The organism is Thauera sp. 2A1 (assembly GCF_009469595.2).
GTDB lineage: Bacteria > Pseudomonadota > Gammaproteobacteria > Burkholderiales > Rhodocyclaceae > Thauera.
On record NZ_SSXV01000007.1, the window covers coordinates 184,370 to 200,550 of the forward strand.

12 protein-coding genes, 1 tRNA gene and 1 riboswitch are annotated in these 16,181 nt (G+C 68.2%); of the genes, 8 read left to right on the top strand and 5 right to left on the bottom strand.

All coding sequences use genetic code 11. The features are described 5' to 3' along the window. The first annotated feature begins 4 nt into the window (after positions 1-4). The 3 genes from GH664_RS09155 (at position 5) to GH664_RS09165 (ending at position 3,478) form a co-directional block, all read left to right on the top strand. Positions 5-901 carry a LysR family transcriptional regulator gene (locus GH664_RS09155; RefSeq protein WP_153167825.1) on the top strand — a complete coding sequence of 299 codons (897 nt, stop codon included), beginning with the start codon at positions 5-7 and terminating at the stop codon, positions 899-901. A gap of 168 nt (positions 902-1,069) precedes the next feature. Further along, complete coding sequence (locus GH664_RS09160) at positions 1,070-2,659, top strand: PAS domain-containing methyl-accepting chemotaxis protein (RefSeq protein WP_153167826.1); 1,590 nt, start codon at positions 1,070-1,072, stop codon at positions 2,657-2,659. Positions 2,660-2,710: 51 nt separating this feature from the next. Then, positions 2,711-2,898, top strand: a riboswitch (yybP-ykoY riboswitch). Positions 2,899-2,902: 4 nt separating this feature from the next. Beyond that, positions 2,903-3,478: a TMEM165/GDT1 family protein gene (locus tag GH664_RS09165; RefSeq protein ID WP_153167827.1), complete on the top strand. Its 576-nt coding sequence runs from the start codon at positions 2,903-2,905 to the stop codon at positions 3,476-3,478. A gap of 17 nt (positions 3,479-3,495) precedes the next feature. On the opposite strand, the gene GH664_RS09170 is transcribed toward GH664_RS09165, so the two are convergent. From GH664_RS09170 to GH664_RS09185, 4 genes are all read right to left on the bottom strand, one after another. After that, positions 3,496-4,476, bottom strand: coding sequence for an ankyrin repeat domain-containing protein (locus GH664_RS09170; RefSeq protein WP_153167828.1), 981 nt, complete (start codon positions 4,474-4,476; stop codon positions 3,496-3,498). A gap of 172 nt (positions 4,477-4,648) precedes the next feature. After that, positions 4,649-5,149: a thiol peroxidase gene (gene tpx, locus GH664_RS09175; RefSeq protein WP_153167829.1), complete on the bottom strand. Its 501-nt coding sequence runs from the start codon at positions 5,147-5,149 to the stop codon at positions 4,649-4,651. Between the two features lie 52 nt (positions 5,150-5,201). After that, the gene (locus GH664_RS09180; RefSeq protein WP_153167830.1) at positions 5,202-6,080 is read right to left on the bottom strand and encodes a cache domain-containing protein; all 879 of its coding nucleotides are present in this window, start codon (positions 6,078-6,080) and stop codon (positions 5,202-5,204) included. Positions 6,081-6,159: 79 nt separating this feature from the next. Continuing rightward, a tRNA-Sec gene (locus GH664_RS09185) sits at positions 6,160-6,256 on the bottom strand. Positions 6,257-6,363: 107 nt separating this feature from the next. Between GH664_RS09185 and GH664_RS09190 the strand changes: the two genes are divergently transcribed. Both GH664_RS09190 and GH664_RS09195 read left to right on the top strand, forming a co-directional pair. Then, positions 6,364-8,154, top strand: coding sequence for a GspE/PulE family protein (locus GH664_RS09190; RefSeq protein ID WP_153167831.1), 1,791 nt, complete (start codon positions 6,364-6,366; stop codon positions 8,152-8,154). 262 nt (positions 8,155-8,416) lie between these two features. Continuing rightward, a complete protein-coding gene (locus tag GH664_RS09195) occupies positions 8,417-8,713 on the top strand; it encodes a hypothetical protein (protein ID WP_153167832.1) in 297 nt (98 codons plus the stop codon). Positions 8,714-8,797: 84 nt separating this feature from the next. Here GH664_RS09195 and GH664_RS09200 read toward each other — a convergent pair whose 3' ends face one another. Then, the gene (locus tag GH664_RS09200) at positions 8,798-9,694 is read right to left on the bottom strand and encodes a LysR family transcriptional regulator (protein WP_153167833.1); all 897 of its coding nucleotides are present in this window, start codon (positions 9,692-9,694) and stop codon (positions 8,798-8,800) included. 96 nt (positions 9,695-9,790) lie between these two features. Between GH664_RS09200 and GH664_RS09205 the strand changes: the two genes are divergently transcribed. The 3 genes from GH664_RS09205 to rho all read left to right on the top strand — a co-directional run bounded on the left by GH664_RS09205 (position 9,791) and on the right by rho (position 16,003). Continuing rightward, on the top strand, positions 9,791-11,389 hold the full coding sequence (locus GH664_RS09205) for an NADH-quinone oxidoreductase subunit L (protein WP_153167834.1): 1,599 nt from the start codon (positions 9,791-9,793) through the stop codon (positions 11,387-11,389). A gap of 34 nt (positions 11,390-11,423) precedes the next feature. After that, positions 11,424-14,117 carry a YbcC family protein gene (locus GH664_RS09210; protein WP_153167835.1) on the top strand — a complete coding sequence of 898 codons (2,694 nt, stop codon included), beginning with the start codon at positions 11,424-11,426 and terminating at the stop codon, positions 14,115-14,117. Between the two features lie 581 nt (positions 14,118-14,698). Beyond that, positions 14,699-16,003 (top strand): transcription termination factor Rho, encoded by a 1,305-nt coding sequence (gene rho / locus GH664_RS09215; protein WP_368857352.1) that lies wholly within the window; start codon positions 14,699-14,701, stop codon positions 16,001-16,003. Positions 16,004-16,181: the final 178 nt, after the last annotated feature.

Below are 16,181 nucleotides of genomic sequence, written 5' to 3' on the forward strand. Positions count from 1 at the left end.
TCTCATGGATCGTCTGCAGGCGATGCAGCTCTTCACCCGCATCGTCGAACTGGGCAGTTTCAGCCGCGCGGCCGAACAGTTGTCGCTGCCGCGCGCCTCCGCGACGCAGATCATCAAGCACCTGGAGGCGCATCTCGGCGTACGGCTGCTGCAGCGCACGACGCGCCATGTCAGCCCGACGCTGGACGGCAGCGCCTACTACCAGCGCTGCCTCGCCATCCTCGCCGACATCGACGAAACCGAGGCGTCCTTCTCGCAGGCCGCACGCCACCCGCAGGGCAGGCTCAAGGTCGACCTGCCGGCCTCGCTCGGCCGCATCGTGGTGATCCCCGCGCTGCCCGCGTTCTGCGAGCGCTATCCGCAGATCACCCTCGACATCGGCATCGGCGACCGCTACATCGACCTGGTGCGCGAGAGCGTGGATTGCGTGCTGCGGCTGGGCGAGCTGCGCGACTCCTCGCTCGTCGCCAGACGGCTGACCACGCTGCAGCAGGTCACCTGCGCGAGCCGGGCCTATGTGCAACGCAACGGCGCTCCGGCCACGCTCGCCGAGCTGGAGGCACACCACGCGGTCGACTACGTCTCGGCCTCCACCGGCCGCTCCACGCCGCTCGAGTTCATCGTCGGCGGGCGGCTGGAAACCCGCAGCATCCCGAGCAGGCTCGCGGTCAATAACGGCGATGCCTACCTCGCGGCGTGCGAGGCCGGGCTCGGCATCGTGCAGGTGCCCCGCTACCGAGTCGGGCAGCAGATCGCCGACGGCGCGCTGGTCGAGCTGCTCCCCGACAAGCCCCCCCCCGATCTGCCGCTATCGGTGCTCTATCCGCATCATCGTCACCTGTCGCCGCGGGTGCGCGTCTTCGTCGACTGGCTGGCCGAACTGCTGGGGCCGCTGCGCTGAATCGACGCACATCGACGCAGATCAACGCTCAAGTTGGGGCGTCGGATGCCGTAACCACTCCGGATGCGGCAGTGCGTGAGGCCTGCCGCGCCTGAATCGCGTCGCCCGGCCTGGCCTCGCTGCACCTGATCGGCGAACCGGACCGGCGACTCCGCCGGAAGCGACAACGTGAAGAACAACCTGCCCGTCACCCAGAGAGAAGTGTTCCTGCAGCCCGGAAGACCCATCGTCACCAAGACGGATCTCAAGGGATGCATCACCTATGCCAACGAATCCTTCATCAACATCAGCGGCTTCTCGCGCGACGAACTGATCGGCGCAAGCCACAACATCGTGCGCCATCCGGACATGCCGCCGGAGGCCTTCGAGGATCTGTGGAACACGGTCAAGCGCGGCCAGCCGTGGCGCGGCCTGGTCAAGAACCGCGCCAAGAACGGCGACCACTACTGGGTGGAAGCCTTCGTCACGCCCATCGCCAGCGATGGCCGCTGCGTGGGTTACCAGTCGGTGCGCAACGTGCCCGACCGCAACGAAGTGAAGGCCGCCGAAGCACTCTATGGTCAGGTGCGCAACAAGTCCGCGCGCTTTCCGTACACACCTGCCGCGTCGTCGAGCGTGGGCCCGCGCATGGCGATCTGGCTGTGCGCAGCCCTGATCCTGGCGCTGGGCGCGGCAGCGCTGTTGTCTGACGGCCTACCGCGCGCGGCGCTGGCGGCGCTTGCCGGCGTCGCGCTCCTCGCCGCCGCATGGCATGTCGATCACAGCGGCGCCGCGCGCATCGAGCAGTTGCACAAGACCATCCTGCAGTTGGACGAAGGCAAGCTGGCGAAGCGCATCGAGCCCGTTTCCGGCCCGCTGCGCGCGTTGTCGATCGCGCTCGAGTCGATGCGCATCCACATGCGGGCGATGTTCTCCGACGTGCTGCTCAGCACGCGCGAGGTCGAGGAACGCTCGCAGGAGCTGGACGACGCGATGCAGACGCTGGTCTCGGCCACCCACTCGCAGACCGAGAACGTCATGCGGGTGGCTTCGGCCATGCAGGAAATGAGCGCCGCCATCGCCCAGGTATCGGACAACACCGAACGCAGCATCGAGGCCGCGAGGCTCACGGAAGCCAGCGCCAGCGAGGCGCTGCGCACCACCGAGGCGGGCATCGGCCACAGCCAGCAGCTCATCGACGTCGTCAACAAGGCACAGTCGAACATCGAGCAGGTGAACGCCACGGTGGAGCTGATCCGCAGCTTCTCCAAGGGAATCGACGAGATCGCCCAGCAGACCAACCTGCTCGCCCTCAATGCGGCGATCGAAGCGGCGCGCGCCGGGGAGCAGGGGCGCGGCTTTGCGGTGGTCGCCGACGAAGTGCGCAAGCTCGCCGAGCGCACGCGCTCGAGCACCGAGGACATCGGCGGCGCGGTCGACGAGATCGTGCCGCTGGCGCAGACGGCGGTGGCGACGATGAACACCACCGCCGGCGAGGTGGCACGCTCCACCGCCGAGATCGCCTCCAGCAGCGACGCGCTGCGCGGCATCTGGAATGCCAGCCACGAGGCGACGACCTGCGCGATGGAAATCACCGAGATGCTGCGCCAGCAGTCGCTCGCCTCCAACGAGGTGGCCTCCAGCATGGAGCTGATCTCGGGTTCGGTGGAGCAGACGAGCCAGAGCGTGCAGGCGATCGGCCAGTCCGCCGCGCGCCTGTACGACACCTCCAGCGAACTGCGCGAGTTGATCCGCCACCTGGAACAGACGCTGGCATGAGGCAACCGCCGGCGGCCAGGCTGGACCACGGCCGCCGGCGTTTGTACAATGCGCTCCGTCATTGGGGAGTAGCCTCCCTTTGCCGATCGGGCTCCGCCCGCGGCGAAGGGGCCAGCGTCAACATACTTGGCCATCCGGCCATGGCGCTGGCAGTTCCGACCTGGCAAGACCTTTGACCATGCCGCTTCCGGATTGGCCGGGGAGGCGCATGGTCATTGGTTATCCTCCGGCCAGGGATCATTCATGGAAGCCTTCCTCGTCTCCACCAGCATCGTTGCGCTCGCCGAAATCGGCGACAAGACGCAGTTGCTCGCCTTCATCCTCGCGGCGAAGTTCCGCAAGCCGCTGCCCATCGTGCTCGGCATCCTGCTCGCCACCATCGCCAACCATGCCTTCGCCGGCGCCGTGGGTGCATGGCTCACTTCGCTGATGGGGCCCACGACGCTGCGCTGGGTGCTGGGCGTGTCCTTCATCGCCATGGCGATCTGGACGCTGATTCCCGACAAGTTCGACGAAGATGATGCCAAGCTGGCGCACATGGGCGTGTTCGGCACCACGCTGGTCGCCTTCTTCCTGGCCGAGATGGGCGACAAGACGCAGGTCGCCACGGTGGCGCTGGCGGCGCAGTATCAATCGCTGCTGTCCGTCGTCGCCGGCACCACGCTGGGCATGATGCTCGCCAACGTGCCGGCGGTGCTGCTCGGCGACCGCATCGCCCATCGCATGCCGACCAGGCTGGTGCACGCGGTGGCGGCAGCGATCTTCGCCGTGCTGGGCGTGGCGACGCTGCTCGGCGCCGGGGAGAGCCTGGGGCTCTAGCCGCGGCGCACCCGGCATCAGCGCGGCCCGTGCCTGTCCTTTGGCCACCGCAGGCCTGACGCCTCAGGGCTGCCCCGCGGCACGGCGCCGATGCGGGCGGCGATGGCGGGATCCTTGGCATTGCGGGCGATCTCGCGCAGGGTCTTGCCGTCCTGCATCGTCACCTCGACCGAGGCGCCGGCCTTCAGCAGCAGGTCGATGACCTCAAGGTGGCCATTGGCCACCGCCTTGAGCAAGGCGGTGGAGCCGTCGCGCGCCGCGAGGTTCGGATTGGCACCCTGCCCGAGCAGGGTGGCGACCACGTCGCGGTGGCCGCGCGCAGCCGCCTGAATGAGGGGCGTGATGCCGGCGTTGCTCGCGACGTCGGCCGGCAGCCCCTTCACCAGCAGCAGTTTCACCACCTTGGGGTAGCCGTTGTAGCCCGACCAGTGCAGCGGTGTGTAACCGTCCAGGTCGGTGGCGTGCATGTCGGCGCCATAGCGGATGAGTTCGAGCGCCAGCTTTTCATTGCCGTTGAAGGCGGCGACAAGCAATGGCGTCCAATGCCGGCTGTCGCGCGCGTCCAGGTCGAGCCCGGCATGAATGAACAGCCGGCACAGCTCGGTATCACCCGCCTCGGCCGCCCGCACGAAATTGGCCAGGCTCAGGTCGATGCCCTGGCGCTGCAGCTCGCGTTGCGCGCGCTCGGTCTCCCACGGGTCGATGGCCGCCGTCGCGGCGTGCGCCTGCTCCTCCACCATGGGCTTGATCTGGCCGATGCGGTCGTAGGCGAGGCAAAGGCTCATGATCTCGGCCGCGACCTCGGGCGGAAACCCCTGGCGGTTCGGCCGGCTCGACACCATGAGTTCGCTGAAGTACTCGCCAACGCCGGCCGGGTCGTTCCAGAGCTCGTCCAGACGACGCGCCACGTGCGGAAACCGGGCGACAAGCTGCTGGGGATACTTGCCCTTGTGGTCACCCGACAACAGGAAGGAGAGGGGAGGGTCGGAACTGCTCATGCCGTGATCGGCTCAGCAATGTGGCCATTCGAATATAGCAGCACGTCTGGCACGCGATGGCCGGTCCGGCATCTCGACCGACCGGCCCCGTCATGCGGACGTCACGCCTTCGGAAGCGGGCACTCTTCCCTGCCGCCGCCGGCTGCGGAGCCGGCTGCGGTGGAACGCCTGCTTACTTCAGCGCCGCCAGCGCGGCAGCGTAATCCGGCTCGTCCTTGATCTCCGGCACGAGTTGCGAATACACGACCTTGTCGCCGGCATCGATCACCACGACCCCGCGCGCGGTGAGCCCGGCGAGCGGGCCGCCAGTGATCGCCACGCCGTAGTCCTTGGCGAAACCCGGGCTGCGGAAGGTCGACAGCGTCTGCACGTTGGCCAGGCCTTCGGTCTCGCAGAAACGCTTGGCGGCGAACGGCAGGTCGGCGGAGACGACCAGCACCACCGTATCGGCCAGCTTGCTCGCTTCGGCGTTGAACTTGCGGGTGGAGGTCGCGCAGGTCGGCGTGTCCAGGCTGGGCACGATGTTGAGGACCTTGCGCTTGCCGGCGAACGCGGCGAGGCCGACGTCGGCCAGGTCGGCGCCGGTCAGGCTGAAGGCGGGCGCGGCATCGCCGGCCTGCGGGAAGCGGCCTGCCAGCGGGACGGGGTTGCCACCGAGGGTGACTGTGCTCATGTGAGTCTCCTGAAATGAGTTGAGAATGCCGCTGCGCTTCGGTCGGCGCAGCTCAGCGGGTGAAGTAGCCCACACCGATCAGGCGGCCGTCAACCGTGCGGAAGTAGCTGTGCTTGCTTTCCGGCTTGCCGGTTGTGGGGTTGCGCCACACGTAATCGAGTTCGCCGGCGCCTTTGCGCCGGGCGATGTTGATCATGTCGAGCGTGATCGCCTTGCCCTTGGCGTCGCGCACTTCCTTGCCGTCGCGCCCCACCAGTTCCGGATTGGCGCCATGGGCAAGGAAGCGGCCGTCCGCCAGATCGATGACGAAGACGTAGAGGTCATCCATCATGAAACGCCCGCCCAGGGTCTGGAAATCGGCCAGCGCCTGCTTCGGATCGGCTTTCAGGGCGTCGATCGCGCGCGTCAGCATCGCCTGCGCCTGCTCGGGGGTCGCGCGCGGCGAATAGAAGCCCACCGCCACGACGGTGTCTCCCACCTTGCGATAGAAGGTCTTCTTGGGCTCCACCTTGTTGGTGACCGGATTCAGCCAGCGATACTCGACCTGGCCCTCGCCCCTGGCCGCCGCGCCCTCCAGCAGCTCGCGGAAGAAGGGCTTGCCCACCGCATCGAGCTGGTCGGTGACCTTGTGGCCGATCAGCCCGGCCGAGGACCCGCCGCTCGCCAGCATCGTGCCGTCCTGCGACACGGCGAAGACGTAGATCTCGCGGTCGACGAACGACCCCTGCCGGCTGAAATCCGCCAGGCCAGCCGCACCCTTCTCCTGCACATGCTTCACCGCGCGCTCGAGCAGCGCGTGCGCGCGCTTTTCGTCCAGGTGCATGCTCAGCGCAGCGGTATCGGCGGCAAAAGCGGCAGATGGTGCGAGCACCGGGCCCGCCAGGCTCAGCAAGAGGGGAAGGACGGCGGTGCGGATACGCAGCTTGGGCATGATGGCTACCTCCTCGTCGGGTCTTAGAAGGGTGTTCGATGATCTGTCGAATGCAGTGCAGCGAGCGCGGACAGGCGCATGGCGGAAGAGAATGGGAGTCGAACCCACCTGGGACCGGCTGACAGCCCCACCCGGTTTTGAAGACCGGTCGCCCCACCGGGGAACGCGTCTCTTCCGCAAGCCTGCGCGATCTTAGCCTGTTCGCCCGGGCTTGTGTCTCCATGCGCCGCAAGCGCGGCAGCATACAATCCGGCTTCAGATCACGCGGCAGGAAGACCGGCTCATGCAGGACGCACCGACCACACGCAGGCGACTCGCCAACGCCAAGCTGCAGCTCGACGAAGTCGTGCAGATGCTGCTGGCCGACGGCCACCTGGCGCAGGCCGACGCCGACAGGTTGCTCGCCACGCGCCCCGCCCGCGACGCGGACGTGCATCCGCTGATCTGGGTCGGCGACCACAAGCTGACCGACGCCAGGGACGGTAAGCGCGTGCTCGGCACCGAGGCGCTCACCGAATGGCTGGCGGCGAAGACGCACCAGCCCTACCTGCACATCGACCCGCTCAAGATCGACGTTTCCCGCGTGTGCGGCGTGGTCACCCACGCCTACGCCCAGCGCTACCACATCCTGCCGGTGGAGGTGAGCACGCAGGAAGTGACGGTAGCCACCGCCGAGCCTTTCGACCGCGAATGGCAGACCGAGATGGAGCGCATGCTCGGCCTGCGCATCCGCACCGTGCTCGCCAACCCGGCCGACGTGCGCCGCTACCTGGGCGAGTTCTACAGCCTGGCGCGCTCGGTGCGCCACGCCATGGAGCGCCAGCAGGACCTGCCGCAGGGCATTACCAACTTCGAACAACTGGTGCAGCTCGGCAAGAGCAGCAACATCGACGCCAACGACCAGGCGGTGGTGCACATCGTCGACTGGCTGCTGCAGTACGCCTTCGAGCAGCGCGCCAGCGACATCCACATCGAGCCGCGGCGCGAGGAATGCCTGGTGCGCTTCCGCATCGACGGCCAGATGCACCTCGTCTACCAGGCGCCGATGCAGTTGATGGCGGCGATCACCAACCGCATCAAGCTGCTCGGCCGCCTCGACGTGGTGGAGAAGCGCCGCCCGCAGGACGGCCGCATCAAGACGCGCTCGCCGGGCGGCGACGAGATCGAGCTGCGCCTGTCGACCATGCCCACGGCCTTCGGCGAGAAGCTGGTGATGCGCATCTTCAACCCCGAGCTGCTGCTGAAGAATTTCGCCGAACTCGGCTTTTCCGACGACGAGAACCGGCGCTGGCGTGAGCTCATCCAGCAACCCAACGGCATCATCCTGGTCACCGGCCCCACCGGCTCGGGCAAGACCACCACGCTGTATTCGACCCTGCGCGAGCTGGCCACGCCCGAGGTCAACGTGTGCACCGTGGAAGACCCGATCGAGAACGTCTACCCGCACCTCAACCAGATGCAGGTGCAGCACAACATCGGCCTGGACTTCGCCACCGGCGTGCGCACCCTGCTGCGCCAGGACCCGGACATCATCATGATCGGCGAGATCCGCGACCTCGAGACCGCCGAGATGGCGGTGCAGGCCGCGCTCACCGGCCACCTGGTGCTGTCCACGCTGCACACCAACGACGCCCCCGCGGCCGTCACCCGCCTGCTCGACCTCGGCGTGCCCGACTACCTCATCCGCGCCACCCTGCTCGGCGTGCTCGCCCAGCGCCTGGCACGCACGCTGTGCCCGCACTGCCGGACCCTCACCGACGCCGACGAGCAGGCCTGGAACGAGCTGGTGAGCCCGTGGAAATCGAACATGCCGCGCCAGATGGCCCGTCCCGTCGGCTGCCTCGAATGCCGCATGACCGGCTACCTCGGCCGCACCGGCATCTACGAGATGCTCACCGTCACGCCGACGCTGCGGCGCATGATCGGCCTCGACAAGGACGGCGCCCAACTGCGCGAGCAGGCCATCAAGGAAGGCATGCGCCCGCTGCGCCTGGGCGGCGCGCTGAAGGTCGCCGCCGGCGTCACCACCATAGACGAGATCCTGCGCAACACGCCACCGGCAAGGGCGCGGTAGCGGACACCCTCCGCTGCGGCAGAGGCGCGCCTGCGCCCGGCCCAGGCGCTGCCTCCGCTCTGTCTGGGTCACTGCAGACCGCGAAGGACGGAGCGTTGCGGGCCCATGACGACGATCGATACCGCCGCCGGTTCGTGCAATTCGAATCCGGATTTGAAACTCATCCGCGAGCTGACATACCGAAACACAAACGCTTCCCCGCCCTCGCCCCGCTTCCCTAAACTGGTCTTGCAGTCATTCATCCTCAACCAGGAGATTTCAAATGCTCAGACAGATGATGGTGATCGGTGTGGCCACACTTGCCCTGCTTGCCGGTCCGGTCGCTCACGCCAGAAAGGACGGCGGCGGGGTGTCGCAGCAGCACATGAGCCAGCAGGGGCTGGGTAACGCGAACAGCCCGTTGGTGGGTCAGGAAAAAGGCATGGATCGCGCGATGGAGCGCAAGAGTGCGGAAGGCCTGGAGCACGGGATGTCAGGGCAGCGCGACCCGCTGGGAAACGCCCGGGGACACGACAAGGACAAGGCCGTCGGCAAGGCCCGGGGACACGGTAAGTACTGATCTTCCCGCGTTGCAACCCGCTCCATCAGCCGTCGCGCCTGGACGAGTCCCTGGTCAGCGGCGCGCGGCAGCCGGACGGCGCAGCTAGCGGGCCGCTTCGGATGAACCGGCCAGCAGACGCTCCAGCCGCTCGACCCGGTGGCGGTGCGGCGTGGTGATGGCGTAAAAGCGCTCCTGCAACTGGACGGACTGGCCGACCCTGACCAGGCTGCCGGTGCGCAGCTCGTCCTGCACCACGACCTCCGGCAGCACCGTCAGCCAGCCGCTGTCGCGCGCGATCAGGCGCAGCATCGCCATGTCGTCGACTTCGGCGCGCAACCGCGGCTTCACGCCGGCGGTGATGCAGATGGCGTCGAACTGGGGACGCAGCACGTTGCGCGGCCCGGGCAGTGCGATGTCCGCGCCGTCGAGATCCTCGGGAATCCTCAGCGTGCGGCCTTTCCAGATGTCCGCAGGGCCGACCAGCGAGATCGCCTGGCTGCCGAGGAAGCGGCTGAGCAAGGGGCGGTCCTGGTCGGCTGGCACCGGCTCGTTGGCCAGCACGACGTCGAGCTTGTGCTGCACCAGGCGCTCCAGCAGGCCCTCGAGCTGGCCGGATTCCAGCGTCAGCGTCACGTTGGCGTCCATCAGCAGCGGGCGGATCCAGTTTTCCTGGTAGTTCCGCGACAGCGTGGCCACGCTGCCCACCCGCACCCGGACCATGCCTTCACTGCGCCCTTCCAGCCGGCCGAGCATTTCCTGACCCAGGCCGAAGATGTCCTGCGAATAGGAAAACACCAATTGGCCGGTTTCGGTCATCACCAGGCGCCGCCCTTCGCGCTCGAACAGCGCCTCGCCGAGACGGTCCTCGAGCTGCCTGATCTGGGCCGACAGCGCGGACTGCGAGGTGTGCAGCTCCTGCGCGGCGCGCGTCATATGGCCCGTCCTGGCCACATGCCAGAAATAGAACAGGTGATGGAAGTTGAGCTGCTCGAGGTTCATCGTTCTTTTTTCGATATCCAATTGTTCGATTCAATGAATTTTACAGAACGTCTCCGGGCAAGCAACATAAAGGCACTTAATTTCAAAGGTCCCGTCATGGCACTCCCGACCTTCCTGCCTCTGGCCGGCGCACTGATGCCGGTCGCACTGATGTGCTGCGCCCTGCTGTTCTCCCTGGCCGGCCGCTCCGGCCCCGACCTGCTGTGGAAGCGGTTCGGCCTGCTGTCGTGGGCTGCGCTCCTGTGTACGCTGGCGACGCTCGCATGGCCGGCATTCGTCCCGGCAACGGGTTCTTCGCCGCACTCGGCGTGGCTGGCCGTCACCACCCTTGGCGCCTGGATGGCTGCGCTGGTGCAGTTGCTGGGAACGGTGATCGCCGCCTTCTCGTCGCGCTACCTGCAGGGCGAACGCGGGCAGGCGCGCTATGTCGCCGCGTTCGCCGGGGTGCTCGCGTCGGTTCATCTGCTGCTGCTCGCCAACCACTGGCTGGTGCTGATCGCCGCCTGGGCGATGATAGGCGCGGCCCTGCGGCACCTGCTGTGCTTCTATCCGGATCGCCCGTTCGCCCTGCTCGCCGCGCACAAGAAGCGCCTTGCCGACCGGCTGGCGGACGCCTTTCTGCTGGTCGCCGCCGCCCTGGCGTGGCGGGAAGTGGGCAGCGGCACGCTTTCCGATCTTTGGCAGCACCTCGCCCAGATGGGTGCCACCGTCCCGCTGCAGCTCAGCGCGCTGTGCCTCGTCCTCGCGGTGATCCTGCGCACCGCACTGTTCCCTGCGCATGGCTGGCTGATCCAGGTGATGGAAGCGCCGACCCCGGTTTCCGCGCTGCTGCACGCCGGCGTGGTCAACCTCGGTGGCTACGTGCTGATCCGCTTCGCCCCCCTGCTCGAGGCGGCGAGTGCGGCGCGCTGGCTGCTCGTGGCCTTCGGCCTGGCAACCGCGCTGCTGGCCGGTCAGGTGATGCTGACGCGGGTCAGCATCAAGGTCCGGCTGGCGTGGTCCACCGTGGCGCAGATGGGCTTCATGGCCCTCGAATGCGCGTTGGGGCTGTACACCCTGGCCGCGCTGCACCTGATCGGCCATTCGCTGTACAAGGCGCACACCTTCCTCGCGGCCTCGACGGTGGTACAGCACAGCAAGCTGCAGATGATGCGCGGCAGCGCCGCGAATTCGCTGACCGGCCTCTCGCCGGCCAGCCTGATCGCCGCGCCAGTGCTCGCGTTCGCATGCATCGCCCTGGTCCAGTCGTTCGTCATGGGCGGATCCTGGCCCTGGTGGTGGAGCAGCTTGCTGGCGCTGGCCTGGGCGCCGCTGCTGTGGCTGGCGCTGCCGCAGGCAGGCACGCTGCGGACGGCCGCATCGGGCGTGATCGCCGGCCTCGCCATGGTCACCGGCCTCGCGGCGGCGGCATCCCTGGCCCACGCCCTGCCGTTCGGCGTGCATGACGCCCCCGACGACCTGGCCGGCATCGTCACCCTGGTCGGCATGGCGGCGATGTACCTCTTCCTGCTCACGCTGCAACTGCGTCCGCAGGCGCTGGCCGCATGGCGGCGCTCGAGTTACGCCGGCTTCTACGTCGACGAGTTCTACACCCGCCTCGCATTGCGGCTGTGGCCGACGCGGTGGACCCCGGCCACGCCGGCCGCGCACTTCCCCACGATGATGGGTGCCGTCCCTCAGGCCGCTGCCAAGTAAATCCCGAACCGAATCCAGAGCCCCGGAGCCCCACATGGACACGATTCTTACCCGAGACCCGCAGCTCGCCGGCCAACCCCGGCCGGTGGCGCCCGAAGTCGATGAGCGGCTGATGGCACGCATCGACGCCGCCTGCGAACAGGCCTGCCAGGCGATCGCGCCGGCCTGGCCGCTCGACCGCGCAATTGCGGTGAGTCCGCACTGGGGTCGCATCGGCCGGCCGCTGCGCCAGGTCGCAGCGCGCATGGCGGTGCTCGGCGACATCCGGGTGTTGCCGTCGCGCGACTACCTGAAGGAGGCGTGGGACGCCGGCCGCATCACCCGCGCTGATCTCGCCCATGCGATCGCGACGCTGCCTGCGGCGCAGGCTGCAGGCCTGGCCGACACGCAATGCATCGAGGCCTTGCACAAGACGGCGAGCCTGCCGCGGCTGCCGCTGCTGATCGACGTGCTCGATGACGATCCGCAACGCCACGCCCGCCTGTCGTGGCGGCAGGCGATCACCCACCAGGTCAGCCAGACCTGCGCTGCCTACTTCGACGAACACCAGGCCGACTGGCAGCCGTCGCGGGCAGAGGGTCTGTACGCCTTCTGGCGCGACACCATCACGCACGACCACGGCATCGCCGTGCTGATGGGCCTGCCCGACCTCGGCCGCGCGCTCGACGCGCTGCCGCCGACACGGGCGGATGCGGAACGCTGGGTCCTGCAGCGCCTCGGCCTGCCGGAGGCGGTCTGGCCGGAATACCTCGAGGCCGTGCTGCTCACCGTCAATGGATGGGCTTCCTGGTGCGCCTGGCTGGGCTGGGAAGCACGGCTGGCGGGCGGCACGGATGCGCATCTGCGCGACTTGCTGGCCATTCGCCTGGCGTGGGGCGCGATCCTGCTCGAATGCAAGGACGACGCCGTCACGCGCAAGGCGTTCGCGGCCTTGCTGGCCGAGTGGATCCACGTGCCCGAGCGGCTGCGGCAGGCAGAGGACATGCTCGTGATCGACGAAGTCTGGCAGCAGGCGCTCGAAGCGGGTTACCAGCGCGAGTTGGCGCGCAAGCTCGGCCAGGTGCCTGCTGCGCCGGCAATGGCGAGTGCGGAGGCCGGCAGCGCGGACGCCGGCATCGAGGTCCAGGCCGCGTTCTGCATCGACGTGCGCAGCGAACCCATGCGCCGTGCGCTCGAGGCGGTGTGGCCGGCCATCCAGACGATCGGCTTTGCAGGCTTCTTCGGCCTTCCGCTCGCCTACACGCCGCTCGCGACCACGGCGCGCAGGCCGCAACTGCCGGGGCTGCTCGCCCCCGCGCTGGAAGTGACCGACCGCATCGCGCCGGCTGCGGCCGAAAACGGCGCAAGCGGGCAGGCATTGAACGACGCCGCAGGCCAGGCCCGCCAGCGCCGCTTCGCCTGGTCGGAGCAGGGGCAGGCCGCCAGCCGCTGGCCGAGCGCGGCGTTTTCCTATGTGGAAGCGGCCGGCGTCGCCTACCTCGGCAAGCTCGCGCGCTGGCTCAAGCCGTCCGCCGCTGCGCGCACGCGCGACGACCTCGCCGGCCTGCCCGCGCGCTACCGCGCCCTGTGCCGGCCGACTTTCAGCGGCCTGGACACCGATGCCAAGGTCGCGCTCGCGGCGCGCGTCCTCCATGCCATGGGGCTGGATCGCAAGCTGGCGCCGCTGGTGTTGCTGGTGGGGCACGGCAGCCAGACCAACAACAATGCCCACGCCGCCGCACTGGATTGCGGCGCCTGCTGCGGCCAGACGGGCGAAGTCAACGCGCGCCTGCTGGCGCAACTGCTGAATGAAGCGGACGTTCGCGCCGGCTTGCGGCTCGAGGGCATCACCGTCCCGGAGCAGACGGTATTCGTCGCCGCCCTGCACAACACCACCACCGACGAGATCGAGGGCTTCGACCTCGACCTGCTGCCGCCCGCCGCCCGCGCGCGCTGGGAGCGGCTGCAGGACGTGTTCGCCCACGCCTGCGACCAGGTGCGCCGCGAGCGCGCACCGCGCCTCGGCATCGATCCGCGCGCCGGGCATGACGCGCTTCTCCTGCAGCTTCGCCGCCGCGCCAACGATGGCGCCCAGACCCGCCCGGAGTGGGGGCTGGCCGGCAACGCCGCCTTCATCATCGCGCCGCGCCGCCGCAGCCGGGGCGCAGTGCTCGGCGGACGCTGCTTCCTGCACGACTACGACCCCCAACAGGATGCGGACGGCAGCCTGCTGGAACAGCTCATGACCGCGCCCATGCTGGTGACCCACTGGATCAACTGGCAATACCACGCCTCGACCTGCGACCCCGCACGCCTGGGCAGCGGCAACAAGCTGCTGCACAACGTCGTCGGCGGCCACATCGGCGTGTTCGAGGGCAATGGCGGCGACCTGCGCATCGGGCTGGCGCGGCAGTCGGTGCATGACGGCGAACGCTGGATGCACGAGCCGCTCCGCCTCACCGTCGTCATCGATGCGCCGCGCCAGGCGATCGAGCGCGTGATCGCGAAACATGCCGTCGTGCGCCAGTTGCTCGACAACGGCTGGCTGCATCTGTGGCGCTTCGACGATGCGCGCCTGGTGCGTTACACGGAAGGTGGCTGGCAGGCGCTGGGGCTGGAGGCCGCGGCCCCGTCGGTCGGGGAAGTGGCGGCTGCCTTGAAGTCCGTTGGACACCTGCGGGACAAGGAAAACGCGGCGGTGCAAGAGTCATCGGCTTCAACGCGAACGCCGAAACCATCTGGCTCTTGATCGTCTGCAAGAAGGCCAAACCGCCCTGCCGTGGATCTCAACCGCTCAAGCGAGTACGACGCGATCGATCGGTGGCGCGTCGTGTAGCGCCGTATTGCGATCTGGTACCATCTCCCCCGCTCGCGATCCAGATTGCGCTGCGCTCGGTTGTCGGCAGGGCGAGGGTTTCTTTCGCCTGATGATGACAGGCTCTCGCCCACGGGTGCTTCGGCGACGGGCGAGGCAGCCGTAACCGACGAAGTGTCGGAACCGGGCCGGCGGCAGTGAATTCATGCATCTCGGCCTGCGCGCGATTCAGGATGGATCGTCGCACCGCGCCGAAGACGCCCCCTGCCGCTTGTCCGATGCGCGCGAGGTTCGACCGCCACCTGGTTCCGGCTCTCTCCACGGTTCGCCGTGCCCGCAGGCGACCCCGCTTCAAATCTTTCCCCTCCCTCTTTTGGCAGAGCCACTCCGTGACCCAAAGCCCCTCGAAGCCCGACACCCCACCCCGCGCCCATGGCCCGTCGCGCGGCCGCCGTTCCGGACCGAGGAAACCCAAGCCGCCCAAGCCGGTCGGCGAATTCGATCCGGCCGCCGCTCTGACGGAGAGTGCCTCGGCCGAAACGGCAACGGACCCGGATGCGCCGCCGCTCTATCTGTCGGATCTCAAGGCCCTGCACGTCTCGGAGCTCCTCGAGATGGCGGAAGCCGAAGCGATCGAAGGGGCGCACAGGCTGCACAAGCAGGAGCTCGTCTTCGCCTTGCTGCGCAGTCGCGCACGGGGCGGGCGGCCGATCTACGGCGACGGCACGCTGGAGCTGCTGCCCGATGGCTACGGCTTCCTGCGCTCGCCCGACACCTCCTACCTGGCGGGCACCGATGACATCTACGTGGCGCCCTCGCTCCTGCGCCGCCTGAACCTGCGCACCGGTGATGCCATCGAGGGCGAGCTTCGGGCCCCCAAGAGCGGGGAACGCTACTTCGCGCTGATTCGCATCGACCGCGTCAACGGCCGCCCGCCCGAGGAGTGCAAGAACAAGATCCTGTTCGAGAACCTCACGCCGCTGCATCCCGACAGCCTCTTCCGGCTCGAACGCGATACCGCCGGCGAGGACAACCTCACCAGCCGGGTGATCGACATGATCGCGCCGATCGGCAAGGGCCAGCGCGGGCTCCTCGTGGCGCCGCCCAAGAGCGGCAAGACGGTGATGCTGCAGCACATCGCCCACGCCATCACGACCAACCACCCGGAGGTGGTGCTGTTCGTGCTGCTGATCGACGAGCGGCCGGAGGAAGTGACCGAGATGCAGCGCTCGATCAAGGGCGAGGTCGTCGCCTCCACTTTCGACGAGCCGGCCTCGCGCCACGTGCAGGTCGCCGAGATGGTGATCGCCAAGGCCAAGCGCCTGACCGAGCACAAGCGTGACGTCGTGATCCTGCTCGATTCGCTGACGCGGCTCGCGCGCGCCTACAACACCGTGGCGCCCGCTTCCGGCAAGGTGCTGTCGGGCGGCGTGGACTCGAACGCGCTGCAGAAGCCCAAGCGCTTCTTCGGCGCGGCCCGCAACATCGAGGAAGGCGGCTCGCTCACGATCATCGCCACCGCGCTGGTCGACACCGGCAGCCGCATGGACGACGTGATCTACGAGGAGTTCAAGGGCACCGGCAACATGGAGCTGCACCTCGACCGCCGACTGGCGGAAAAGCGGGTGTATCCGGCGATCAACGTGAATCGCTCGGGCACCCGCCGCGAGGAGCTGCTGCTGCCGGCGGACGTGCTGCAGAAGACCTGGATCCTGCGCCGCCTGCTGCACGGGATGGACGACCTCGAGGCGGTCGAGTTCCTCATCAGCCGGCTGCGGGCGACCAAGACCAATGCGGATTTCTTCGGCTCGATGCGCTGAGAGCGTGAGAGTTTTTCTCCAATCTCGCCAGGTTGTGCTGGGACTGGCATGCTCCGAGACATGAACGAGACCGAAGGTCATAACGGATCGCCGGCCAGCCTGTTCGATGACCTGCCGGCTGTCGAGGAACAACAGGTGATCGCGGCGAAGCAGGCGCGGGCGGCTTCACGCCGGCAAG

Bases quoted from the DNA above. Each gene is read 5' to 3' on its own strand.
- GH664_RS09155 (WP_153167825.1), top strand. From the start codon at position 5: ATGGATCGTCTGCAGGCGATGCAGCTCTTCACCCGCATCGTCGAACTG.
- GH664_RS09165 (WP_153167827.1), top strand. From the start codon at position 2,903: ATGGAAGCCTTCCTCGTCTCCACCAGCATCGTTGCGCTCGCCGAAATC.
- GH664_RS09170 (WP_153167828.1), bottom strand. From the start codon at position 4,476: ATGAGCAGTTCCGACCCTCCCCTCTCCTTCCTGTTGTCGGGTGACCAC.
- tpx (WP_153167829.1), bottom strand. From the start codon at position 5,149: ATGAGCACAGTCACCCTCGGTGGCAACCCCGTCCCGCTGGCAGGCCGC.
- GH664_RS09180 (WP_153167830.1), bottom strand. From the start codon at position 6,080: ATGCCCAAGCTGCGTATCCGCACCGCCGTCCTTCCCCTCTTGCTGAGC.
- GH664_RS09190 (WP_153167831.1), top strand. From the start codon at position 6,364: ATGCAGGACGCACCGACCACACGCAGGCGACTCGCCAACGCCAAGCTG.
- GH664_RS09195 (WP_153167832.1), top strand. From the start codon at position 8,417: ATGCTCAGACAGATGATGGTGATCGGTGTGGCCACACTTGCCCTGCTT.
- GH664_RS09200 (WP_153167833.1), bottom strand. From the start codon at position 9,694: ATGAACCTCGAGCAGCTCAACTTCCATCACCTGTTCTATTTCTGGCAT.
- GH664_RS09205 (WP_153167834.1), top strand. From the start codon at position 9,791: ATGGCACTCCCGACCTTCCTGCCTCTGGCCGGCGCACTGATGCCGGTC.
- GH664_RS09210 (WP_153167835.1), top strand. From the start codon at position 11,424: ATGGACACGATTCTTACCCGAGACCCGCAGCTCGCCGGCCAACCCCGG.